Here is a 23506-nt window from a genome sequence, read left to right as displayed (position 1 = left end):
AAACAAACAGTACATTTCATAAAATTTTACAAATATGTTTTTTTCAAACTAAAAAAACCTATTTTTGGGACACTAAAAACCAAACATTTATTTTATGTCTATTTGGAAAAGAAAATCAATGGCGCTATTACTTGCTGAAGCGTCAGAATCTGAAAAAGGATTAAAAAGAACTTTAACCGCTTGGTCATTGGTAGCGCTAGGAATTGGAGCTATTATCGGAGCTGGATTATTTGTAAGAACAGCAACAGCGGCCGCTCAAAGTGCGGGACCATCTGTTACCATAGGATTTATTGTTGCAGCTATCGGATGTGCATTAGCAGGTTTGTGTTATGCTGAGCTTTCTTCCTCTATTCCAATTGCGGGGAGTGCTTATACCTACACGTATGCCACTATGGGAGAGTTGTTGGCTTGGATTATTGGATGGGATTTAATTCTTGAATATGCCGTAGGAGCCGCAACAGTAGGAATCGCTTGGAGTGAGTATCTGAATAATTTACTGGTCAATGTACTTCATGTGAGCCCTATTCCTTATGAATGGTGCCACTCTCCATTTCAAACTTCTGCAGATGGAGTGAATGGAATCATTAACTTTCCAGCATTATTTATTGTTGGAGTTATTAGTTTGCTTTTAATTAAAGGAACACAAGAATCGGCTTTTGTAAATAGCTTAATCGTTATTGTAAAAGTTTCTATTGTCGTTTTGATTATTGTTTTAGGGTGGAATTTTATCAACCCAACAAATCATACGCCGTATATCCCACAAGAATCTGTTTTTGTAGATGAGCATGGAATTGGTCATAATTTCGGAGGAATTTGGGGTATTCTTGGAGCTGCAGGAACGGTGTTTTTTGCCTTTATTGGTTTTGATGCCGTAAGTACAGCAGCACAAGAAACTAAAAATCCGAAACGCGATATGCCAATTGGTATTTTAGGATCATTAGCGGTATGTACGATCTTGTATATTCTTTTTGCTCACGTTTTAACGGGACTTGAATCAGTTGAATTTTTCAGAACAGGTGGAAAAGAAGCATCAGTAGCCAATGCCATTACTTCGGCAATGCCAGGTTACGAATGGTTAGCACAGTTTGTAACGGTTGCTATTTTATTCGGATTTACTTCTGTAATATTAGTAATGTTATTAGGACAATCTCGTGTTTTTTACTCAATGGGTAAAGATGGTTTATTGCCAAAAGCATTCGGTGATTTACATTCAAAATACAAAACACCATACAAAGCGAATCTTGCGATTCTAGTTATTGTTGGATTATTTGCTGCTTTTGTTCCTGGTGATATCGTGGGTGATATGACAAGTATCGGAACCTTATTTGCATTCATCTTAGTTTGTATTTCGGTAATTGTGTTAAGAAAAACACATCCAGATATGAAAAGAGAATTTAAAACGCCTTTCGTCCCAGTAGTTCCAATTCTTGGAGTTGGGGTATGTTTGGCTATGATTGCTGGATTAGGATGGACAAACTGGTTGCGATTAGCAGGTTGGTTGGCTATCGGACTAGCAATTTATTTCTTATACGGTAAGAAAAGAAGTGTTTTAAATAATTCTGAAAAAGGAAAAGAAGAATAAAACACTCAAAATATAGTAGCAAAGGCATTAAAAATTTGACAAATCATTTTTTTAATGCCTTTTCTCTTTTATAATTTTTTCACAAGATGCACGGTTAAAATTTAAATTTTTCCGATATTTGTTATTATGAAATCGCCATTAAAAACAAGTTTACTATAGCAAACATTAATAAGAAAAGAGATACCATATGGCCAGAAAAGCAATAAATTTTGCATATGAAACCACAATTTAAAGGTTTATTAAGTCATTTAAAATTCCTCATCAAGAGAAATCCTGAGTGAGCAATTTTTCTTTTTGTTTTAGGGAAAAGTTTTAAGTCAGCTACTTTAAACTTTTAAATGTTAAATTTTAAACTTAAAGAAAATGCCATTTTATCATAAATTAGGAAAAATTCCACACAAAAGACATATACAATTTCGTAAGGAAAACGGAGACTTGTATTATGAACAACTTTTCGGAACGGTTGGTTTCGACGGTATGTCTACCAATTCCTATCACGAACAACGACCAACACAGGTCAAAGAAATTAGAAAACAATATTCGGTAGCACCAAAAATTGCCAAAGCAAATAATATCCAATCCTATAAGTTAAAAGGGTTTGATATCGCACCGCAAGATGATTTTTTAGAAAGCCGAAAAATTGTTTTGACCAATTCTGATTGTCATATTGCTTTAGCAGCGCCTCGAAAATCAACAACCGATTACTTTTATAAAAATACCGATTCTGACGAGGTAATTTTCATCCATAAAGGAACCGGTAAATTGAGAACCATATACGGAAATCTTGATTTTAAATATGGAGATTACTTGGTTATCCCTCGCGGGATTATTTACAAAATCGATTTCGATTCGGAAGATAACCGATTGTTTATCGTAGAATCACACCGTCCGGTTTATACACCAAAGCGTTACCGTAACTGGTTCGGGCAGTTATTAGAACATTCTCCTTTTTGCGAGCGAGATATTCGACGTCCAGAAGAATTAGAAACATATAATGAAACCGGAGAATTTGTCATCAAAGTCAAAAAGAAAGACGAAATTTTCGAAATGGTTTATGCTTCCCATCCCTTTGATGTTATTGGTTATGACGGATTTAATTATCCCTATGCTTTGTCAATTCATGACTTTGAACCGATAACTGGTAGAATTCACCAACCGCCTCCAGTGCATCAAACATTCGAAACGGATGCTTTTGTGATTTGTTCGTTTGTACCTCGTTTATACGATTATCATCCGCAATCAATACCAGCACCTTACAATCATAGTAATATCGATAGTGATGAAGTGTTGTATTATGTTGATGGTGATTTTATGAGCCGAAACGATGTAAGTCCAGGAAATATTTCCTTGCATCCTGCTGGAATTCCACACGGGCCACACCCAGGAGCTGCAGAAAGAAGTATTGGAAAAACAGAAACCCAAGAATTAGCGGTAATGGTGGATACTTTCAAACCCTTAATGGTGACTGAAGAAGCTATGAATATTACGGATGATAAATATTATCAATCTTGGTTGGAGTAAAGCCTCCCCAACCCCTCCAAAGGAGGGGCTTTAAGAATATAGTAACATAATAATTTTAAAAAACGCATTTCTCCACGGCGTTTTCCTTCCCATTTAGGGAGGTTAGGTGGGGCTTAATTATGAGTAACGAAATAAAATCAGTCGAATACGGCTTAGAAAAAATATTTGAAGGAGCACAAGATTTCCTTCCCTTGTTAGGAACCGATTATGTAGAGTTATATGTTGGTAATGCCAAACAAGCCGCACATTTCTACAAAACTGCATTTGGTTTTCAGTCTTTGGCCTATGCCGGACTAGAAACTGGTGTAAAAGACAGAGCGTCTTATGTGTTGAAACAAGACAAAATTCGTTTGGTATTAACTACCGCTTTGAATAGTGATTCTCCAATTGGAGAGCATGTAAAAAAGCATGGAGATGGTGTTAAAGTGATTGCCCTTTGGGTAGAAGACGCGCGTTCTGCATTTGAAGAAACGACAAAACGTGGCGCCAAACCTTATTTTGAACCCGTTGTTGAAAAAGATGATAATGGTGAAGTTGTCCGTGCCGGAATTTATGGTGCTTATGGTGAAACCGTATTTATTTTCGTAGAACGAAAAAATTATAACGGAATCTTTTTGCCAGGATACAGCGAATGGAAATCCGAATACAACCCAGCACCTGTGGGATTAAAATTTATCGACCATATGGTTGGAAATACCGGATGGAACAGAATGGACGAAGCAGTAAAATGGTTTGAAGATGTGATGGGATTTGTGAATTTCCTTTCTTTTGACGACAAACAAATTACTACCGAATATTCTGCTTTGATGTCGAAAGTGATGTCTAACGGTAATGGAAGAATAAAATTCCCTATTAACGAACCTGCTAACGGAAAAAAACGTTCTCAAATTGAAGAATATTTAGATTTCTATGAAGGCGAAGGGGTACAGCATATTGCGGTAGCTACCGATGATATTCTTACTACTGTTGCCGATATGCGTGCACGTGGAATCGAATTTTTGAGCACACCACCACAAGCCTATTATGATGCTATTCCAGAAAGATTGAAAGATCATATGTCTAAATTTAAAGAAGACATCAACGAATTGCAAAAATTAGGAATCATGATTGATGCGGATGAAGAAGGATATTTATTGCAAATTTTCACCAAACCAATCGAAGACCGTCCAACGCTTTTCTTCGAAATTATCCAAAGAATGGGTGCCAAAGGTTTCGGAGCTGGAAATTTTAAAGCTCTTTTTGAATCCATAGAAAGAGAACAAGAGTTAAGAGGAACTTTATAAAATTAAAAGTTTTTAAAAAAAAGCCGAAAATATTTCATTTTCGGCTTTTTTTGTTTTTTTAACTACCTGATTTATAGTGTTTTTTATTTTTGACTTCAAAAAAATATTTAATTAATCATAAAAATAATAAAATTTTATTGCGAATTAATCAGCTTTATGGGTCTTGACGACTATTGTTTTGATAAAAAAATGTTAAAATTGATTTTTCGTTAGATATAATTCAAAAACCATTATATCTTTGCAGAGCAATTCAGAGGGGTGGTTCCCTCCGTTTTGAATAAATTTTCATAATTTATAGTTTTTTGGTTGGTTAATAGCATAAAAACTCAGTTAGTAATAGCTGGGTTTTTTTGTTTTTTAGTACTTTTGGAATGAATATTGTATTCCTACTAGAAAACAATAAAATCAACAAAAATGAAAAAGAAAGTACTTTTAGCGTCTGTTTTGTTTGCAGTAACATTTGCATTGGCTTCTTTCACTCAAAAACCGGAAGCATACGGAGTAGGAGAATGGCTTAAATTCCGAATTCACTACGGTATGGTAAATGCCGGTTATGCTACTCTTGAACTCAAAGAGGCAACTCGAAATAATAGAAAATGTTTTTATGCGGTAGGACACGGTTATACTTCAGGTATGTCACGTTTTTTCTTTAAAGTAGACGATCATTATCAAAGTGTCTTCGATCAAGAAACCACGAAGCCTTTTCAATACTTGCGAAAAATTGATGAAGGGGGCTACACCAAAAATCAAGAAGGATTTTTTAATCAGGAAAAAAACACCGTTTTAGTAAAAGATTATAAAAACAAAACGGAGAAAAACATATCGGTTACCGAAAATGTTCAGGATATTGTTTCTTCCTTTTACTACTTACGCAATCATCCAAATGTAGACAAGCTAAAACCAGGTGAATCAATCTTGATTGATATGTTTTTCGATGACGAAATTTATAAATTCAAACTTAAATTCATTGGTCGTGAAACGCTTAATACTAAATTTGGTAAAGCAAAAACAATGATTTTTAGACCTTTGGTGCAATCAGGAAGGGTTTTTAAAGAACAAGAAAGTTTAACCGTTTGGGTTTCAGATGATCAGAATAAAGTGCCGTTGCGAATCAAAGCGAGTTTAGCAGTGGGATCGTTAAAAGCCGATTTAGATTCTTTTAAAGGTTTAAAAAACCCATTTATGGTAATTAAATAATAAAAAATGAGTGATTTTTCAGCGTTAGTAAACGAAATCGATAATAAATACAAAGAAATAAATCAAAAGACAGAAGCGCATTTGGAAGGCTTGTTGTGGTCCAAACCTATCACGTATTGGGATTACATCCAAACCGATGCTCTTCTTAATTTGCAAGTGCAAAGAACTGTTTTTCCTGATGAAAACGTGTTTATCATGTACCATCAAATCAATGAATTATTATTCAAAATGATTTTGTGGGAAATAAAACAAATTTCGTACGCTGAAAAATTAACAACTCCTTTTTTTACCGAACGATTAATGCGTGTGAGTCGTTACTTTGATATGCTAACGACTTCATTTACGATCATGGGTGATGGAATGGAAGTAGAACAATACATGAAATTCCGTCATACGTTGACACCAGCAAGTGGATTTCAAAGTGCCCAATACCGTATGATTGAGTTTTGTTCAACCGATTTGATTAACTTGATCGATTACCGTTTTAGAGCGACTATCGACAGAAATACTCCGTATACGCATGCTTTCGAGCATTTATATTGGCAAGCCGCTGGAAAAGATTATACTACCGGTCAAAAGTCTTATTTTTTGCAACAGTTTGAAGAAAAATACAAAGTGGATTTCCTTCGCACGATGGAAGAATACAACACCATTAATCTTTGGCGAAAATTTAAAGAACTACCCGAAGCAGACCAAAAAAATCCTGAATTAATCAAAGCCATGCGTCATTATGATTATACGGTCAACATTACTTGGGTGATGGGTCATTATAATGCGGCCAAAAAATATATTGATAACGGAAAAGGGGATGGTGAAGCTACTGGTGGTAGTGATTGGAAAAAATACATGCACCCACGTTACCAGCGTCGAATTTTCTTTCCGGAACTTTGGTCAGAGCAAGAATTAGCCACTTGGGGCGAAAACTTATAATTTTTTTCTATATTAGCTTGTCTAATTTTTGCTTTTTGAATAGTCAAAAGGCCTTTGAAAATAAGCTTCGATTGAAAAAATACATATCCTTATTATTAATAATCTTTTCACTTTTTTCTTGTAAAAAAGAGTCCGATACTGAAGATCAATCAGTTAAAAAATCAGAAGTCATTCGTTATGGCTTTGGTTTTAAGCTGAATGATTTTACCGTAATTCAAGATTCTATTCGTAAAGACGATACATTTGGAAGTATTATTCAGAAACAAAATCTTGGGACTAAACAAGTTTTTGATGTGGTTGCACAAATTAAAGATACTTTTAATGTAAAACTCATGAGGTTGCACAAACCTTATTTGATGTTACTGTCAAAAGATAAAACCAAAAAATTGCAATATTTCGTTTATCAACCCGATCAACGAAGTTATTATATCGTAGATTTTAATGATTCTATTGCCAAAGCAACAAAGAAAATTCTGCCGATAACCATAAAAAGAAGAACAATCGCCGGCCAATTGGATGGCTCTTTATCGGAAACCTTAAAAAATGAAGGCGTTGCAGGCTCTTTGTCGGCTAAATTAATTAATGTTTACAAATGGTCCATCGATTTTTTTAAATCGAAAAAAGGCGACAAATTTGCGGTGACTTTTACCGAAAGATACATCAACGATACCATTTATGATGGGGTTGATTCTTTGGAATGTGCTTTTTTTGAATACAAAGGGAAGAGAATATACGCCTTCCCATTTCAACAAAATAAGGTAGGAAAAATTGACTATTACGATGAAGAAGGGAAAGCTTTAAAAAACTTCTTTTTAAAAGCGCCATTAAAATCAATCAATATCACCTCACGTTTTTCCAAAAGACGATTTCATCCTGTTCAGAAATTTTTCAAAGCTCATAATGGTACTGATTATGCGGCACCCCACGGAACACCTATTATGTCAACTGCTAACGGTGTAGTTGAGTTAGCAGGCTATACCGCTGGAAACGGAAATCACGTTAAAGTCAAACACGACAGGACCTATTCAACACAATATTTACACATGTCAAGGATATTGGTGCGTCGAGGACAACGAGTAACTCAGGGACAGATCATCGGAAGAGTGGGAAGCACTGGTTTGGCCACAGGGCCTCACGTGTGCTATCGTTTCTGGAAAAATGGCAAACAAGTAGATGCCTTGCGATTAAAATTGCCGAACTCTAGCCCAATGGATAGTAAAAACAAACCAAAGTATTTAGAATTAATCAAACCTCTAAAAAGAGAATTGGATAGTATTGCTGGAGTGAAATAATTTTTTTAACTACATCGTTTTCGTTTAAAAGTCTTAGTAAGAACTTGCTTTTGTTGCTCTTTTTTCGAAATCAAAATTGTAAATTCGCTGTTCGTTTCAATTGAATATATATTATGCTACCATCAATAAATCCATCAGAGACTCAAGCTTGGCAGAAACTTCGAGAGCATTTCTTCGACATGCAATATGTTGACATGAAAGAAATGTTTGCTCAAGATGAAAACCGAGCCCAAAAATTTCATATACAATGGGAGCAGTTTTTGGTTGATTATTCTAAAAACAGAATCAATCAAAAAACGATAGATTTGCTTTTGGAATTAGCGAATGAAGTTGGTTTAAAACAAGCAATTGAAGCGCAATTTTCGGGAACCAATATCAATCAAACAGAAAATCGTGCCGTTTTGCATACCGCCTTACGCGCCAAAGAAAATGAGGTTGTTTTAGTGGGTGGTAAAAATGTAGTGCCTGAAATCTTTGCCGTAAAAAATAAAATGAAATCGTTTTCTAACGAAATATTTTCAGGCGATAAAAAAGGATTTTCAGGAAAAGCATTCACTGACATTGTCAATATTGGCGTTGGTGGCTCCGATTTAGGACCCGCAATGGTTGTCGAGTCGTTACAATTCTATAAAAACCACTTGAATGTTCATTTTATTTCCAATGTGGATGGCGATCACGTTCAGGAAATTTTGAAAAAAGTAAATCCAGAAACCACGTTGTTTGTGGTGGCTTCTAAAACATTTACAACTCAAGAAACCTTGTCAAATGCAGAGACAGTTCGGACTTGGTTTCTGAAATCGGCTACACAAAAGGATGTTGCCAAACACTTTATAGCCGTTTCTGCAAACATTAAAAAGGCTAACGATTTTGGGATTTCCGAGGAAAATATTTTCCCAATGTGGGATTGGGTTGGCGGTCGATTTTCGCTTTGGAGCGCAGTTGGACTGTCTATAAGTTTAGCCGTTGGGTTTGATAATTTCGAAAAATTATTATCCGGTGCCAACAAAATGGATGAACATTTTAAAACAGCATCTTTCGATAAAAACATACCGGTAATTTTAGCGTTGTTGACTATTTGGTACAATAATTTTTTTGGTGCCGAAAGCGAAGCACTGATTCCGTATTCACAATACCTGCAAAAATTAGCGCCTTACTTACAACAGGGAATTATGGAAAGTAATGGAAAATCTGTCGGACGAGATGGCTTTCCAGTGAACTATCAAACGGGAACCATAATCTGGGGAGAACCAGGGACCAATTCCCAACACGCTTTTTTTCAATTAATCCACCAAGGAACTAAATTGATTCCGACCGATTTTATTGGATTTAGAAAGTCGTTGTATAATAATAACAGTCACCATGATAAACTGATGTCTAATTTCTTTGCACAAACAGAAGCTTTACTGAATGGTAAAACCGAAACGCAAGTTTTAGCAGAATTTAAAAAGGATGGTGTTTCCCAAGAGAAAGCTGCAGCTTTATTACCCTTTAAAGTGTTTCAAGGAAATAAACCAACGACCACTTTTTTAATTGATTCTCTTACTCCAGAAACATTAGGGTCATTAATTGCGATGTACGAACATAAAATTTTTGTACAAGGAATTATTTGGAATATTTTCAGCTATGACCAATGGGGTGTTGAATTGGGAAAACAGTTGGCCAATACTATTTTGGAAGAAATAGATCAAAAAGAGATCAAGCAACATGATGCTTCTACCTCGTTCTTATTGAGGAATTATTTAAAATAAGGGGACTTTTAATTTAATAGTAGCATTTGTTTATAAATGTTAAATCAGTATTTCTTAATTTTTTAATAAAGTTAAGAATATTATGCTTGCATAATATTAATGTTTGCTTAACACGTCATGACTAAAATTGAGTGAAATTTGCGACAAATTAAAAAAACAAGCGTAATATGAAAAAAGCCTTAATTCTTTTTCTGGTTTTTGTTTCTTCTTTTGCTTTTTCACAAGTGACGAAATCAGCGATTTCAGGTACTGTTAAATCGAACAAAGGAGAGACGATGCCAGGTGTTAATGTCGAAGTTGTTCATCAACCAACAGGTACAAAATATTTTACAAATACTGATAATGCCGGTGGTTATAGTATTCCTTCTGTAAGACCAGGAGGACCTTACGAGGTAAAATTCAGCTTTATGGGATTTAAAACATCTATAATTTCAGATGTTAATGCTCCGTTAGGAAGCAATGTAAATGTTAATACCATTATTGTTGATGAAATGAATGCTCTTGAAGAAGTGGTAGTAAAATCTACTAGAAATCCCACTTTTTCTAAAGGAAGAAATGGTGCATCGCAACAATTTAATTCCAGAGAAATAAATGCCGCTCCAGTGATTGGCTCAAGATCTATTAGTGCTATTACGAAATATAATGCGAACGCAGGTAGTGGTGGTTCTTTTGGGGGACAAGATTCTAGACTTAATAATTTTACAATTGACGGATCGGTATTTAATGATGGATTTGGTTTGGGTTCTAGTGCTCAAGCCGGTGGAAGAACTGGTTCTACTGCTATTTCGCTAGATGCTATCGAACAGGTACAAGTTAATATTGCTCCTTTTGATGTCAGACAATCAGGTTTTGTAGGTTCGGGTATTAATGCCGTTACAAGAAGTGGTACTAATGAGGTTGAATCGTCTGTTTATCATTCTTTTAGAAATAATAAAAAATATTATGTGGGGACTAAGGCTGGAGAAGTTAAAATTGAACCAGCTAAATTTGATGAAAAAGTTTTCGGTGCTCGTTTCGGTGCTCCAATTATCAAAAACAAATTATTTATTTTTGGAAATTATGAAACGGTAGATAATACTAGTCCAGCGACTACATGGGTTTCTGGTGGTTCACCATTGCAAGGTAGTCAAATATCGGCGCCAACATATAATCAAATGGAAACGTTATCAAATTTTATGCGTGAAAAATTTGGCTACGAAACAGGTCCATGGGAAGGTTTTGATTCTGAAAGAGTTTCAAGAAAATTCTTGGGTAGAATTGACTGGAATATTAGTGATAATCATAAGTTAACGGCAAGATATGTTCACCATGATTCTAAATCAGATAATTTAACTTCTAATTCTAGTTCCTTAGGGTTTGGAGGAAGAACAAACAATCAAAACTCAATGTCCTACCAAAACAGTGGGTATGAAATTCAAGATAATACGAGATCTATTGTTGTAGAGTTTGATAGTAAGTTGTCTCAAAAATGGAGTAATAATTTTATAGCGGGGTATGACAAACAAATAGAAGATAGATCGTTACAAGGTGGTGGATTATTTCCTACTATTGATATTAAAAATCCAGCTAATAATACCAATTTTATTTCAGTTGGATTAGACCCTTTCACCAAAGGAAATTTGCTAAATTATTCCACCCTACATTTTACCAATAATGTAACTGGTAATTTTGGAAAACACACGCTAGTTTTTGGTGCAAATTTTGAACGTTTTACTTCTAATAACCTATTCTTCTCAGGATCAAACGGAGTATACATTTTTGATAGTCTTCAAAATTTTTATGACGCGGCTAATGAATCTGTTGCTAATGGAGGTCAACCTTCGGTAAATAATTTACCATCACGTTTCCAATTCAGATATTCAGCTTTACCTGGTGGAGGAGATCCAATGCAATTACTAAAATCAAATAAAATTGACGTATATGCACAAGATGAGATCAAGGTGTTTGATAATTTCAAAGTAACATTTGGTTTACGTGCTACCCGTATCGATTTTAAAGACACAGCGATGGAAAACAAAGCGGTAACTGCGATGACATTTGCTAACGGAGAAAGGTTTAATACGGGAGAAATGCCTAAAACACAATATTTATTCGAACCAAGATTAGGTTTCAATTTGGATGTAAAAGGGGATGCAACGACTCAAGTTAGAGGAGGAACAGGAATTTTTACAGGAAGACCGCCTTTGGTGTATCTTTCGAATCAAATTGGTAATAATGGAGTGTTAACCGGATTTGTAGATGTTTCAGGAGATGCTTTAATTGCTGGAGGTTATGGGTTTACGTCTAATCCTAATCAATATTTTATTCCAAGTACACCGACCTTACCTTCTACATTTGATTTGGCTTTTACAGATACAAACTTTAAGTTCCCTCAAGTATGGAAAACCAATGTGGCATTAGATCAAAAATTACCATTCGGTTTTGTAGGAACAGTGGAAGGAATTTTTAATAAAAATATTAATGAAATTTTTTACTATAACGCAAATTTAGCAGAGCCAGTAGGAACAATTAACGGAAGTGTTAGTGGCGATAATCGACCATATTACTCTGGAACCGATAACGGAGTTAGAGTAAATAACAATGTTTCTAACGGTATCGTTTTATCAAATTCTAACAAAGGGTATTTTTATTCTACTACGTATAAATTAGAGTATCCCTATAAAAATGGTATTTGGGGATCGGTTGCTTACACCCGTTCAGATGCTTATGATTTAATTTCTCCTGGATCAGTTGCTGCTGGTTCCTGGACAGGTGCTCGTTCTGTAAATGGAAACAATGATTTGGAGTTAGCAAAATCAAACAACAATACACCACACCGATTGATAGGTATTTTAGGATATAAAATTGATTATGGTAGAAAACTAGGAGGAGCAACTTCATTCAGTTTAGGATACATTGGTGAAAAAGCGAATCCGTTTTCATATACTTATTCGGGTGATGTGAACGGAGATAGAATCAATGGGAATGACTTGTTGTATGTCCCTAAAGATGCTTCAGATTTACGTTTTGTCGACATCACTCAAAATTTTGGAGGTTCAACATTGGTGTTGTATACCGCAGCACAACAAGCGGAAGCATTTGATAAATTTATTGAACAAGATCCTTATTTGTCAAAACGTAGAGGCCAATATGCACAAAGAAATAGCAATATTTTACCGATGTTACACCGAATAGATTTATCGGTAACACAAGATTTTTATATCAAAATTGCAGGAAAAAAGAATGCTTTTCAATTTAGAGCCGATATCTTGAATTTTACCAATATGCTAAATAGAGATTGGGGTATTTCACAACGAGCTACTGCCCAAAACATTTTAAATGTATCTCAAGCGCCAAGTAGTTCAAATAACTATATTCCAGGATATACTATGGCACTTCAAACAGATAACACTGGAAAGCGTTTCTTAGCTCGTGATACGTTTCAAAAAAACACTTCAGTAAATGATGTTTGGCAAGCACAATTTACTTTAAGATACACAATAGGGGGTAAATAATTAGTCTTAAAAATTTAAAAAAAATAGAGATATGAAAATTAAAAATCAAATAATAAAAATGTTAAGTGTTGTAGCATTTGCTTTTTTCGCAAATTCATGTGATGATAAGGATACAGTAGATGTTGTCAAATTTCCAACAATTATAGAAAGTTTTAAAAATGACTCTAATTTTAGTGTTTTGTTAAAGGCTTTGGAGGTGACACAATTGTCGACAACATTAACAAACCCAGGATCATACACTATATTTGCGCCAAATAATACAGCATTTGCAGCCTATTCTTCAACTTTAATTCCTGCTGGATTTTTAGTAGATGCTAATATTAATTCAACTTCGATGTCAGCAGCTCAAATTGCTGAATTGAAAAAGATTCTACAAAACCATGTTTTGGGAGTTGGAACCAGATCTAATGATTTACTTACTGCTGGTTACTCAAAGACATTTGCAGCTGGAGTTGGATCTACAACGTTAAGTATGTTTGTAAACAAAGTTGGTACTGATGTTTTAGTAAACGGTGGGATTTCTAATGGTGGTGCAAAAGTTGTTTTTGCCGATATTGATGCCAGCAATGGTATTGTTCACAAAGTGGATAATGTAATAAAACTACCAAGAATTGTAAATCATGTTGTTGCAAATCCCGATTTAGCGTCCTTGTTATCAGTACTTTCAAGTACAGCTACAGGTCCTTACGGAGACCAATCGGCGGTATTAACTACATTAAACGGTAACGGTCCATTTACAGTGTTTGCACCTTTAAATACAGCATTTGATACGGCACTAGCTCCAGGAGGTTTCATAACGGGGACTAATGCTACGCCAACCAATATTTCTAAAATTCTAAGATACCATGTTTCTAATGGGAATTTAACGTCTAGTTCGGCAACATCTTGGACATCTTCTTCGGCTACTACTGATGTAACTATAACAACTTTAGCAGCTACTGCTCAGCAATTTAAAATCACAAAAGGGACGGTAAAAATCACAGAACTACCTGTAATAGCTGTTGCAGCTAGTAATATTAAATTTGTTAATATTCAAGCTGCAAATGGAAATATCCATACTGTTGATAGAGTATTACAACCCGTATTGCCATAATATTCATTATTATAATCGATATTTAACCATCATGCTTAGTGTGATGGTTTTTTATTTTTAGTATATTTGTTTAAACTAAAACTTTCAAAATGTACGAATTCATTCAAAAATTTCATTCTGGTTGGGCGTATATAGCCCTGATATTATTGGTGTTTGCTATCCTAAATAGTGTGATGGGAGTAACATCAAATAAAGAGTTTACGGCTAAAGATAGAAAAATAGCATTATTCGGATTAATTGCTGCTCACATTCAGTTGTTGGTGGGATTGATTTTATATTTTGTTTCTCCTCTTGGTCTTTCCGGTTTTAATATGAAAGAAGCAGCACTTCGTTTAACTTCTATGGAGCATCCATTAATTAATGTAATCGCCATTGCATTAATAACAATTGGTTGGTCAAAGCATAAAAAATTGACAGAAAGTCCTGCTAAATTTAAAAAAATAGCCGTGATGTACGGATTAGGCTTAGTACTGATTTTATCACGTTTGCCTTGGTCTAGCTGGTTGGCATAATAGTATTAAAGTCCTCTTTTGAAGGGCTTTTTTTGTTTTGGGTACGGTATTTGTATAATGTGGGTAAATAATAAAGAATATGATTAATAAAATATATATCGGAATTACCACAATTATAGCGTCACTTATGACTTCAAATTTTTCGTTTCAGAAGTTTGAATCTCAAAAAGTGTACAAGCAAGTGGTACAAGACACAGTGAAGCCTGACTCGACCTTAGCGCTTATTGATAGCCTTTCTATCGAAGAAGGTTTGTACAATTACAAGCTGTATAAAAGTAATGCACACGCCTCTTACTATTCCAATAAATTCAACGGAAGAAGAACTGCCAGTGGAGAACGTTTTGATAATAAAAAATTAACGGCAGCACACAGAAGATTACCTTTTGGAACAAAAGTACGCGTTACCAATCTCAGAAACGGCAGAACCATCATTGTGAAGATTAATGATCGTGGTCCACATGTGCGTTCACGTGAAATCGATTTGTCTAAAAGAGCCTTTATGTATTTGGCTACCAATAAAGGCGGTGGTGAAATGAGGGTTAAAATCGAAGTGGCTCATAAGAAATAACATGCTTTAGACTGTCCCGAAGTCTCGGGATGTCGAAGTCCAAGTCAAGTAAGGGTTGTTGCTCAAATAGGCGTTATAGTAACGCTCGTTGCCGGTAACTTCTTTTCCTAACCAAGATGGTGTTTCGAAATTTTCATCTTCCGATTGTAATTCTATTTCAGCGATAATTAAACCGTTATTTTCTCCCGCAAAAACATCCACTTCATAGGTGTGGTTTCCAAGGGGAATTTCGTATCGAATTTTATCGATACTTCCTTTTTCACACAGCGAAAGCAGTTGTTCGGCATCTTGTAAATTAATTTCTTTTTCCCATTCCATTCGAGACGTGCCGCTTTCGTTTCCTTTTCCTTTAATCGTTAAAAATCCTTTGTTGCCTTTTATACGAACGCGAACAGTTCGTTCTGGATTCGAATTCAAATACCCTTGTACAATTCGATTTTCGGAGGTGGCTTGCGATTTAAAATCGTTGTTTAAAACTAAAAATTTGCGTTCTATTTCAATCATGAGATAAAGGTATTAAATTTGTGTAATGACCGAATCAATTCCGCAAAGAAAAATAATCCACGTCGACATGGATGCTTTTTACGCTTCTGTCGAGCAAATGGACCATCCCGAACTCAAAGGGAAACCTTTGGCTGTGGGCGGAAGTGAAGTGCGTGGCGTGGTATCGGCAGCGAGTTATGAAGCGCGTAAATTTGGCGTGCGGAGTGCCATGAGCGGCATTCAGGCGAAACGGTTGTGTCCCGATTTGATTTTTGTCCGACCGCGATTTGATCGTTACAAAGAGATTTCTAAAAAGATCAGAAAGATATTTCATGACTACACCGATTTGGTCGAACCACTTTCGCTAGACGAAGCGTACCTTGATGTCACCGAAAACAAAAAAGGGAATCCAAGTGCGACCTTATTGGCGCAAGAAATTCGCCAACGTATTTTTGAAGAAGTGGGATTAACTGCTTCAGCTGGTATTTCGGTGAATAAATTTGTGGCAAAAATTGCTTCCGATTACAACAAACCCAACGGTCAAAAAACGATTAATCCGGAAGATGTGGAAACGTTTTTGGAAGGTTTGGATGTGAAAAAATTCTACGGTATTGGGAAAGTAACGACTGAAAAAATGTACCAATTGGGGATTTATACGGGTTTGGACTTGAAATCAAAATCGTTAGAGTTTTTAGAATCACATTTTAGTAAAAGTGGCCGACATTATTATTTTTTGGTGCGCGGTATTTCCAACAGTCAAGTGAAACCGAATCGCACGACCAAATCGGTGGCGGCCGAGCATACCTTCAATACCAATTTGACTTCCGAAATTTTTATGGAAGAAAAATTAAACCGAATCGCCAAAGAACTTTCCAAACGATTGCAAAAACATAAAATCTCTGGAAAAACGATTACGCTAAAAATCAAATACTCCGATTTTACGCAACAAACCCGAAGCAAAACCTTGCCTTATTTCATTTCAGATAGTGGCTTGTTATTCGAAAATGCCAAAGAATTATTGTACCAAGAAAAAATGAAAGATTCGGTGCGATTATTGGGAATTTCCTTGTCCAACCTCAATACCGAAATCAAAAAAACCGTAGTGGTGCAACTACGGTTTGAGTTTTAATTTTATATTTTCTGAAGGAGTTTTTTATTGTTTGGTTAGTATTAAGTCAGCTTTGGGTAAAAAATTTGGAATATCATGTAAATTCTGATACGTTATACAATCTGACAATCCACCATAACTTTTTAACGTAAAATAACAATATGTCAATTGATTTGGTTGACCATTAATGCGCCTTAAATCAAATTCTGCTGTAAGATAACATTTTTCAGGCTTGTCTCTATACATAAAACTAAACATACCATTTCTTTTTGATAATCCTAAAATTAGATAATCATCATAATTTATAGCATTTAGATTATCATATAAAACTTGATTATTTTGTAAATCAATAACTTTTAGCTTACCTTTTAATTCATCTCTGTAATAATAATCTTCGTTAACCAATCCCCTTTGATGTTGTGTAAATTTCACAAATTCAAAAATGTACTTTTTATTGTTTAAAATTCCTTGCCATGTTCCTACATAATAATCTAATTCATTATTTAAATCTTTTACATAAGCTCCATTTGGATAATCGTAGCTCGAAAGTGGTACAATTGTAGTTACTTGGCTTTTACAAGATAACACGCTAAAAAGCAATATATATTTTAAAATATTTTTCATAATTAATTGCAGGCGCTAGTTGTAAACTTATGAAAAAAACCGTCTCGTTGTAAGAACGAGACGGTTTGAATTTTAATTTAATATTTTCTGAAGAAGTTTTTTACTTACTCAATCTCTGAAATACGTAAGGTATTCACCATTCCTTTGGCTACGACTGGCATCGCGGCAAGGTTTACCAAAAGATCGCCTTTTTTTACATAACCACTTTCTTTGGCCATGGCATTGATATCATCAATCGTGTCGTCGGTACTTACGAATTTATCATAAAGGAACGCTTTTACGCCCCATAATAAATTCAATTGGGTTAAAATACGTTTGTTGGACGTGAAAACAAGCACATGTGCATGCGGGCGCCATGCCGAAACCTGAAACGCGGTATACCCGCTATTGGTTAAGGTGGTAATCGCTTTGGCTTCAATATCATCGGCTAATATGGCGGCGTGGTAACATATGTGTTTGGTGATAAAACGATTCGTTTTGATTTGAGGTTGCTTTTGAGGCACATGAATGAGTGGTGAATCTTCCACGGCTTCGATAATTTGAGTCATTTTTTCAATGACTTGTATTGGATAATTCCCTACCGAAGTTTCGCCAGAAAGCATTACCGCATCGGCACCATCCATTACTGAATTTGCCACGTCATTTACTTCCGCACGAGTGGGTGTTAAGCTGGTAATCATTGTTTCCATCATTTGTGTTGCCACAATTACCGGAATACGCGCCAACTTCGCTCTGTGAATTAGTTTTTTCTGAATTAACGGTACTTCGTGCGCTGGAATTTCAACTCCCAGATCACCACGGGCTACCATTAATCCGTCGCAATGTCCAACGATTTTGTCAATGTTTTCTACGGCTTCTGGTTTTTCAATTTTAGCCACAATCGGAATTTTATGATCCGAATGTTTTTCAATTAAATCGCGTAAATCTTTTAAATCTTCAGGCGTTCTAACAAACGAAAGGGCCATCCAATCGACTTTGTTTTCACAAGCGAAAATGGCATCTTTGATGTCTTTTTCGGTCAAAGCCGGTAAAGATACTTTGGTATTCGGAAGGTTGACTCCTTTTTTCGACTTTAACGGACCTCCTTGAATGACTTTACAAACCACTTTGGCTTTTCTATCGGTAGAAACCGCTTCGAAAATTAATTTTCCATCGTCTAACAAAATTCTTTCTCCTGGATTGACATCTTTTGGAAAGGTTTTGTAGGTCATGTACACGCTGTCTTTGGTGCCCGGAACATCTTCTGCGGTTTGAAAGGTAACCAAGTCGCCTTCATTCACGACTACATCTTCTTTCATCACTCCTACACGAAGTTTCGGACCTTGTAAATCGGCAAGAATAGCCGTAGTGAAACCACTTTCTTCATTGATTTCTCTAATAATTCTAATTCTTTCGGAAACATCAGAATAATCGGCATGCGAAAAGTTGATTCGGAAAACATCCACTCCAGCTTCCATCATTTTTTTTATTACTTCTTTGGAACTACATGCAGGGCCGAGTGTAGCTACAATTTTTGTCTTTTTACTTGTTGGCATTTCTTAAAAAATTAAGTTGTTTTTCGATTTAATTTCATTAGCATCTACTTCATATACCGTACTAATGGTTTCAATCTTATTTATTTTATTTATAATGTCTTTTATTTTTATTTGATTTTCGTGTTCAATTTTCAGTAAATAATCGGCTTTTTTCAATTCGGTGATTAAATTCACTTGCGTGGCCACCATTTTATCTTGAAAAAGCGAGGCATTTTTGCTTTGAACCGGCAATTCAATTTCTTGTTTGTTTTGAATTAAATCCCAGGTCATCATTTTATCTTCATCATCAAAAGTAAACCTAGAAAAAGAGGTGTTTTGTTTGCTGACTTCTATCGGGATTTCATTGTTGTTTTTGGAAAGTAAAATTCCCAATTGTTGGTTTATTTTGAATGCCAACCGATAATCTTCCAGTGTGGTATGAATGGCAATAAGTTCATAATCAATTTGATCGAAATCTTCCAGCTGTAATTTGTGAATGGCCATAGGATTCAAAATAAAATGTAAATATACTACTAATAAAGTATTTATGTAAGGAAGAAGTGTTAGCTTTTTGCTAATTTATTAACGAAAACGATTGCGGATGAGTAATTGAGTGCTATAAAAAAGCCTCAAAATTGTTTGAGGCTTTTCGTGTTATAAATGGGAACTAATTTTTAGCGCTAATTCTTCAAATTCTTGTGGTGTAAGTTTCACCTTATTTTGAAAACGCATTTCGTCCATTTCATTTAAAGGAATCAGATGTACATGTGCATGTGGTACTTCTAAACCAATTACCGCCATACCAATTCTTTTACAGGTAACCGATTTTTCTAAGGCCACGGCAATTTTTTTGGAAAATGCCATTAAACCTAAATACAAATCGTCTTCTATGTCAAAAATTTTATTGATTTCTTGCTTCGGAATACAAAGGGTATGCCCTTTTGCATTCGGATTGACATCAAGGAAGGCTAGAAAATTTTCATCTTCTGCAATTTTATAACATGGGATTTCTCCGTTTACTATTTTGGTGAATATAGAAGCCATGGTTAGTCTCTAAAAATTTCTAAAACTTCAAATTTTAAAATACCGTTGGGTACTTGAATTTCTGCGATTTCACCTACCGATTTTCCTAATAATCCTTTCCCAATAGGAGAAGTAACCGATATTTTTCCTGATTTTAAATCGGCTTCGCTTTCTGCTACCAAATGGTATTTTAATTCCATACCGTTGGTTTGGTTTTTAATTTTCACGTGCGACAAAACCAACACTTTAGAAACATCTAATTGCGATTCATCAATAAGACGAGCGTTGGCGTACAAGTCTTCCATTTTAGAAATTTTCATTTCCAAAAGACCTTGTGCTTCTTTGGCAGCGTCATATTCGGCGTTTTCAGATAAATCTCCTTTATCTCTGGCTTCAGCAATTGCCTCCGAAGCTTTGGGGCGTTCTATATTTTTTAGTTGCTCTAATTCTTCTTTTAATTTTTTTAATCCTGCGGCTGTGTAATAAGATACTGTGCTCATAACGTCATTGTTTATATAAATAGAAAAAATCCCATCGCAACGGGATTCCTTTCTACAAAGATATTATTATTTTATTTCAATTTATAATTTTATATGACTAACATACGTTTACAAAGTTAAATAAATTAAATTTGTTCAAACAAAATTTATATGAAAAGATTTTTGATATCAGTACTGCTCGTTGTTTTGTCTTCTTGTAATAAAGACAAAGTGGTAACTAATAATCAATATTTGCAAAATGTTTCTTTTAGTAAAGAAATCAATACCAATTTACCAGCATATAACGCCTTGACTTTTCCGAGTAATCCACTTTTGATTACGGACGCAGGAGCAGGAATTCAAGGAATTATTGTCATGAAAGCGGGTAGCGGCAACGATTATCGTGCCTGGGAGGCGAGTTGCCCGAATCAATACCCGGTTCCTTGTTCTAGATTGTCTATTAGTGGATTGAATGCGGTCTGTACTTGTGATAATTTTTCTTATAGTATTTATACCGGACTTGGAGGTCAAAAATACGGGATGAAGCAATATCGTGTTGAAGTTTTGGGAGAGATAATTCGAGTATATAATTAAAAAGAGGAGCAATTTGCTCCTCTTTTAGTTTTTAGAATTTTAATGTAACTCCCGTTATAAAATTTATTCCTGCTTGTGGGTAATAAAAGTTTTCGGTAATGGCATTATCATTTGAAGCTAAAGGACGGTAGTAATAACTGAATGTATAACCGTTAGATTCGTACATTTTGTTAAAAATATTATTCACCAACAAGTTGAAATTAATTTCTCTAATCCATTTTGGTTTTAACGTATAAGAAGCACTTAAGTTACTGGTGTTGTAGGCTTTTATACTTCTTGAATTCGTAGCCGTGTTGTCTAAGAATTGTTTGCCCACATATTTCGATAGTAACGCAAGATTCAAATTTTTAATCGGAGAATACGTAATGCTTCCGCTAGAAATTACATTCGGTGAAAAAGAAATATCCGTGTCTGTGTATTTTGTAATTACAGTAAAATAAGATTCTTCATAAGTGTTGGTATCGTACTGAGTATCGGCCACTTTATAATCGAAAGATTTTATTTTATTTTTACTCACTGTGGTGTTTATTTCCAATTTTAACTTGTCTGTCACATTCGCCTGAGCTGTCAACTCTACTCCTAAACGGTAACTTTTGTCTACGTTTTCTCGAATTGGACCTCCAGTATCGTCAATGGCTCCTGTAAGTACCAATTGATCTTTATAATTCATAAAATAACCATTAAGGTTAACAGCGAACAATCTGTTTTTAAAGGCATAACCTACTTCATAATCGATTAGTTTTTCTGCCGATGGTTCGGTAGGATTTTTAGTTAAATCGTCTCGATTCGGTTCTTTGTTTGCCACAGAAACCGATCCATACACCTTGTTTTTATCGTTTATCAAATAGGTGATTCCAGCTTTTGGGTTAAAGAAATTATAGGTTTTGTTTACGTTTAATTGTTTCAAATCGGCATTCATTCCGTTTGCTGAATAATCTACTTTTCTAACTTGCAAGTCAAGAAAACCGATTAGTTTTTCGGTAAAATTATAATCGGATTTTAAAAAAGTAGAATAGTCTTCTTTTAATCCGCTGGCTTTATAGTATTGTAAATCTTTGTCAAGCGCAACAGGAAAAGAATTCCAAATTATTTCTCCAAAATGATCGCCATCATATTTATTATACCCTCCACCTAACGTAGCTGAAAATTTTTCTTTTTTGTAATTTAAAGAATACACAAAAGCGTAAAAGTCATTATCCAACCATTTTCTTCGCACTAAATCACCTTCATCAGAGCCATTTGGCGCTTCAGAAAAATAATCCTTAAGTTTTTGTTTGTCTTTAAATTCTTCATAAAATCCTTTACCTTTCGTATAATTACCCGAAATAGAAGCATTCAAATAATCGTTAAACTGATGGGTAAAATGCAATTGATAATGATTTTGACCATAATTATCTACTTGATTTTCATAAGTATAAAAATTGTAGGTTCTTCCGGAATTAAGTAAATTAAAGGCTTCTTCTGAAGAAGAATAATTTCTAGCGATATACGCCTGAATTCCAGCTACATCTCCTTTGATAACAGCTTCAGGTGTTCCATACCATGACTGATAGGTAATTTCTTTTCCGCCAAAAACCATTGCTTTTACAGAAGTTTTTGTGCCAATATAACCCGCTTCTGTATAAAAAGATTTTAAATCAGAAGATGCTCTGTCGATATACCCATCGCTGGCAATTTTAGACAATCTTCCTTCGGCATAAAAGCCATTTTTAATTCCAGTCCCCAAACTTAAAGTGTGTTTTCTCGTGCCGAATGATCCAATCGAATTGGAAATGGTCGCATATCCTTCAGTGGACGGTTTTAAGGTTCGTAAATTTAAACTCGCGCCAAAAGCACCAGAGCCATTGGTAGAGGTTCCAGCACCGCGTTGCAATTGTATGTCTTCAACCGAAGAAACAAAATCGGGCATGTTAACCCAAAAGGTACCATGACTTTCGGCATCGTTATATGGAATTCCATTTATAGTTACATTCACACGAGTAGCATCGCTACCACGGACACGCATACCGGTGTAACCCACTCCGATACCTGCATCGGAAGTTGTTACAACAGAAGGCATTTGGTCTAATAAAATAGGCAAATCTTGACCTAAATTGGTTGCATTCAATGCATCCTTTTTTAGGGTAGAAAAGGCAAAAGGCGAATTGTCTTTCACACGAGTTGCCGTGACAATAACATCTTCTAGCTTGTTTGATTTGGTAGAATCTTGTGCTACTTCTTGAGCAAAAGAAAAAAGAGAAAAGAAAAAAGAGAAAAGACTTAAATAAATCTTTGTTCTGTGTTGGAATAAATTTTTCATTCGTAAATGTTTACGAATAAAAGGGGTAATTATTCTTTTGTTAAAAATTAAATAATGAATTTCTCGACACCAACTATGTGCACGTAGTTAGTATCAGTTCCCTTGGCAGCATTACCCGCCCAGGTTCATTGGGTATAATCTCAGCTCGTTATTTAGAGCACC

At 35.1% G+C, this 23506-nt stretch carries 20 protein-coding genes; 13 read left to right on the top strand and 7 right to left on the bottom strand.

The genetic code is table 11. The features are described 5' to 3' along the window. Window positions 1–94: 94 nt before the first annotated feature. The 11 genes from EQG63_RS02575 to EQG63_RS02525 all read left to right on the top strand — a co-directional run bounded on the left by EQG63_RS02575 (window position 95) and on the right by EQG63_RS02525 (window position 15220). Window positions 95–1582: an amino acid permease gene (locus EQG63_RS02575; protein WP_129434101.1), complete on the top strand. Its 1488-nt coding sequence runs from the start codon at window positions 95–97 to the stop codon at window positions 1580–1582. A 363-nt stretch (window positions 1583–1945) separates the two neighbouring features. Beyond that, on the top strand, window positions 1946–3103 hold the full coding sequence (locus EQG63_RS02570) for a homogentisate 1,2-dioxygenase (RefSeq protein WP_129434099.1): 1158 nt from the start codon (window positions 1946–1948) through the stop codon (window positions 3101–3103). A gap of 119 nt (window positions 3104–3222) precedes the next feature. Beyond that, window positions 3223–4386, top strand: coding sequence for a 4-hydroxyphenylpyruvate dioxygenase (gene hppD, locus EQG63_RS02565; protein ID WP_129434097.1), 1164 nt, complete (start codon window positions 3223–3225; stop codon window positions 4384–4386). Between the two features lie 414 nt (window positions 4387–4800). Beyond that, window positions 4801–5583, top strand: a complete 783-nt coding sequence (locus EQG63_RS02560) for a DUF3108 domain-containing protein (RefSeq protein WP_129434095.1) — start codon at window positions 4801–4803, stop codon at window positions 5581–5583. A gap of 6 nt (window positions 5584–5589) precedes the next feature. Beyond that, entirely contained in the window at window positions 5590–6513 is a 924-nt protein-coding gene (locus tag EQG63_RS02555; RefSeq protein WP_129434093.1) for a tryptophan 2,3-dioxygenase family protein, read from the top strand. 71 nt (window positions 6514–6584) lie between these two features. Then, on the top strand, window positions 6585–7805 hold the full coding sequence (locus tag EQG63_RS02550; RefSeq protein WP_129434092.1) for a peptidoglycan DD-metalloendopeptidase family protein: 1221 nt from the start codon (window positions 6585–6587) through the stop codon (window positions 7803–7805). Between the two features lie 110 nt (window positions 7806–7915). Then, the gene (gene pgi / locus EQG63_RS02545; protein ID WP_129434091.1) at window positions 7916–9553 is read left to right on the top strand and encodes a glucose-6-phosphate isomerase; all 1638 of its coding nucleotides are present in this window, start codon (window positions 7916–7918) and stop codon (window positions 9551–9553) included. A gap of 167 nt (window positions 9554–9720) precedes the next feature. Further along, window positions 9721–13047 (top strand): TonB-dependent receptor, encoded by a 3327-nt coding sequence (locus EQG63_RS02540; RefSeq protein ID WP_129434089.1) that lies wholly within the window; start codon window positions 9721–9723, stop codon window positions 13045–13047. Window positions 13048–13078: 31 nt separating this feature from the next. Further along, entirely contained in the window at window positions 13079–14140 is a 1062-nt protein-coding gene (locus EQG63_RS02535; protein ID WP_129434087.1) for a fasciclin domain-containing protein, read from the top strand. An 89-nt stretch (window positions 14141–14229) separates the two neighbouring features. Next, window positions 14230–14652, top strand: coding sequence for a hypothetical protein (locus tag EQG63_RS02530; RefSeq protein WP_129434085.1), 423 nt, complete (start codon window positions 14230–14232; stop codon window positions 14650–14652). Between the two features lie 79 nt (window positions 14653–14731). Next, window positions 14732–15220 carry a septal ring lytic transglycosylase RlpA family protein gene (locus tag EQG63_RS02525; protein ID WP_129434083.1) on the top strand — a complete coding sequence of 163 codons (489 nt, stop codon included), beginning with the start codon at window positions 14732–14734 and terminating at the stop codon, window positions 15218–15220. Window positions 15221–15226: 6 nt separating this feature from the next. On the opposite strand, the gene EQG63_RS02520 is transcribed toward EQG63_RS02525, so the two are convergent. Next, window positions 15227–15724: a CYTH domain-containing protein gene (locus EQG63_RS02520; RefSeq protein ID WP_129434081.1), complete on the bottom strand. Its 498-nt coding sequence runs from the start codon at window positions 15722–15724 to the stop codon at window positions 15227–15229. A 25-nt stretch (window positions 15725–15749) separates the two neighbouring features. Here EQG63_RS02520 and dinB point away from each other — a divergent pair, with 25 nt between their 5' ends. Further along, a complete protein-coding gene (gene dinB, locus EQG63_RS02515; RefSeq protein WP_129434079.1) occupies window positions 15750–16832 on the top strand; it encodes a DNA polymerase IV in 1083 nt (360 codons plus the stop codon). Window positions 16833–16856: 24 nt separating this feature from the next. On the opposite strand, the gene EQG63_RS02510 is transcribed toward dinB, so the two are convergent. The 5 genes from EQG63_RS02510 to greA form a co-directional block, all read right to left on the bottom strand. Beyond that, the gene (locus tag EQG63_RS02510) at window positions 16857–17435 is read right to left on the bottom strand and encodes a DUF6705 family protein (RefSeq protein WP_129434077.1); all 579 of its coding nucleotides are present in this window, start codon (window positions 17433–17435) and stop codon (window positions 16857–16859) included. 104 nt (window positions 17436–17539) lie between these two features. After that, window positions 17540–18970: a pyruvate kinase gene (pyk, locus tag EQG63_RS02505; RefSeq protein ID WP_129434075.1), complete on the bottom strand. Its 1431-nt coding sequence runs from the start codon at window positions 18968–18970 to the stop codon at window positions 17540–17542. Window positions 18971–18973: 3 nt separating this feature from the next. Continuing rightward, window positions 18974–19453, bottom strand: a complete 480-nt coding sequence (locus tag EQG63_RS02500; RefSeq protein WP_129434073.1) for an IPExxxVDY family protein — start codon at window positions 19451–19453, stop codon at window positions 18974–18976. 150 nt (window positions 19454–19603) lie between these two features. Then, window positions 19604–19993, bottom strand: a complete 390-nt coding sequence (locus tag EQG63_RS02495; protein WP_129434071.1) for an HIT family protein — start codon at window positions 19991–19993, stop codon at window positions 19604–19606. A gap of 2 nt (window positions 19994–19995) precedes the next feature. Continuing rightward, complete coding sequence (gene greA, locus EQG63_RS02490) at window positions 19996–20472, bottom strand: transcription elongation factor GreA (protein ID WP_129434069.1); 477 nt, start codon at window positions 20470–20472, stop codon at window positions 19996–19998. 150 nt (window positions 20473–20622) lie between these two features. Here greA and EQG63_RS02485 point away from each other — a divergent pair, with 150 nt between their 5' ends. After that, entirely contained in the window at window positions 20623–21045 is a 423-nt protein-coding gene (locus EQG63_RS02485) for a Rieske (2Fe-2S) protein (protein ID WP_129434067.1), read from the top strand. Between the two features lie 31 nt (window positions 21046–21076). Here the strand turns inward: EQG63_RS02485 and EQG63_RS02480 are convergent, their stop codons facing one another. Beyond that, window positions 21077–23344: a TonB-dependent receptor gene (locus EQG63_RS02480; RefSeq protein ID WP_129434064.1), complete on the bottom strand. Its 2268-nt coding sequence runs from the start codon at window positions 23342–23344 to the stop codon at window positions 21077–21079. Between the last annotated feature and the right edge of the window lie 162 nt (window positions 23345–23506).

This window comes from Flavobacterium amnicola (assembly GCF_004122165.1).
GTDB lineage: Bacteria > Bacteroidota > Bacteroidia > Flavobacteriales > Flavobacteriaceae > Flavobacterium > Flavobacterium amnicola.
The sequence above is the reverse complement of the archived record's forward strand: the minus strand, read 5'-3'. Positions and strand labels throughout refer to the sequence as shown.

Excerpts from the sequence above, each read along its gene's own strand:
- EQG63_RS02480 (WP_129434064.1), bottom strand. The coding sequence starts at position 23,344 with ATGAAAAATTTATTCCAACACAGAACAAAGATTTATTTAAGTCTTTTC.
- dinB (WP_129434079.1), top strand. The coding sequence starts at position 15,750 with ATGACCGAATCAATTCCGCAAAGAAAAATAATCCACGTCGACATGGAT.
- EQG63_RS02540 (WP_129434089.1), top strand. The coding sequence starts at position 9,721 with ATGAAAAAAGCCTTAATTCTTTTTCTGGTTTTTGTTTCTTCTTTTGCT.
- EQG63_RS02525 (WP_129434083.1), top strand. The coding sequence starts at position 14,732 with ATGATTAATAAAATATATATCGGAATTACCACAATTATAGCGTCACTT.
- greA (WP_129434069.1), bottom strand. The coding sequence starts at position 20,472 with ATGAGCACAGTATCTTATTACACAGCCGCAGGATTAAAAAAATTAAAA.
- EQG63_RS02485 (WP_129434067.1), top strand. The coding sequence starts at position 20,623 with ATGAAAAGATTTTTGATATCAGTACTGCTCGTTGTTTTGTCTTCTTGT.
- EQG63_RS02560 (WP_129434095.1), top strand. The coding sequence starts at position 4,801 with ATGAAAAAGAAAGTACTTTTAGCGTCTGTTTTGTTTGCAGTAACATTT.
- EQG63_RS02570 (WP_129434099.1), top strand. The coding sequence starts at position 1,946 with ATGCCATTTTATCATAAATTAGGAAAAATTCCACACAAAAGACATATA.
- EQG63_RS02555 (WP_129434093.1), top strand. The coding sequence starts at position 5,590 with ATGAGTGATTTTTCAGCGTTAGTAAACGAAATCGATAATAAATACAAA.
- EQG63_RS02495 (WP_129434071.1), bottom strand. The coding sequence starts at position 19,993 with ATGGCTTCTATATTCACCAAAATAGTAAACGGAGAAATCCCATGTTAT.
- hppD (WP_129434097.1), top strand. The coding sequence starts at position 3,223 with ATGAGTAACGAAATAAAATCAGTCGAATACGGCTTAGAAAAAATATTT.
- EQG63_RS02500 (WP_129434073.1), bottom strand. The coding sequence starts at position 19,453 with ATGGCCATTCACAAATTACAGCTGGAAGATTTCGATCAAATTGATTAT.
- EQG63_RS02535 (WP_129434087.1), top strand. The coding sequence starts at position 13,079 with ATGAAAATTAAAAATCAAATAATAAAAATGTTAAGTGTTGTAGCATTT.
- EQG63_RS02520 (WP_129434081.1), bottom strand. The coding sequence starts at position 15,724 with ATGATTGAAATAGAACGCAAATTTTTAGTTTTAAACAACGATTTTAAA.
- pyk (WP_129434075.1), bottom strand. The coding sequence starts at position 18,970 with ATGCCAACAAGTAAAAAGACAAAAATTGTAGCTACACTCGGCCCTGCA.
- EQG63_RS02510 (WP_129434077.1), bottom strand. The coding sequence starts at position 17,435 with ATGAAAAATATTTTAAAATATATATTGCTTTTTAGCGTGTTATCTTGT.
- EQG63_RS02530 (WP_129434085.1), top strand. The coding sequence starts at position 14,230 with ATGTACGAATTCATTCAAAAATTTCATTCTGGTTGGGCGTATATAGCC.
- EQG63_RS02575 (WP_129434101.1), top strand. The coding sequence starts at position 95 with ATGTCTATTTGGAAAAGAAAATCAATGGCGCTATTACTTGCTGAAGCG.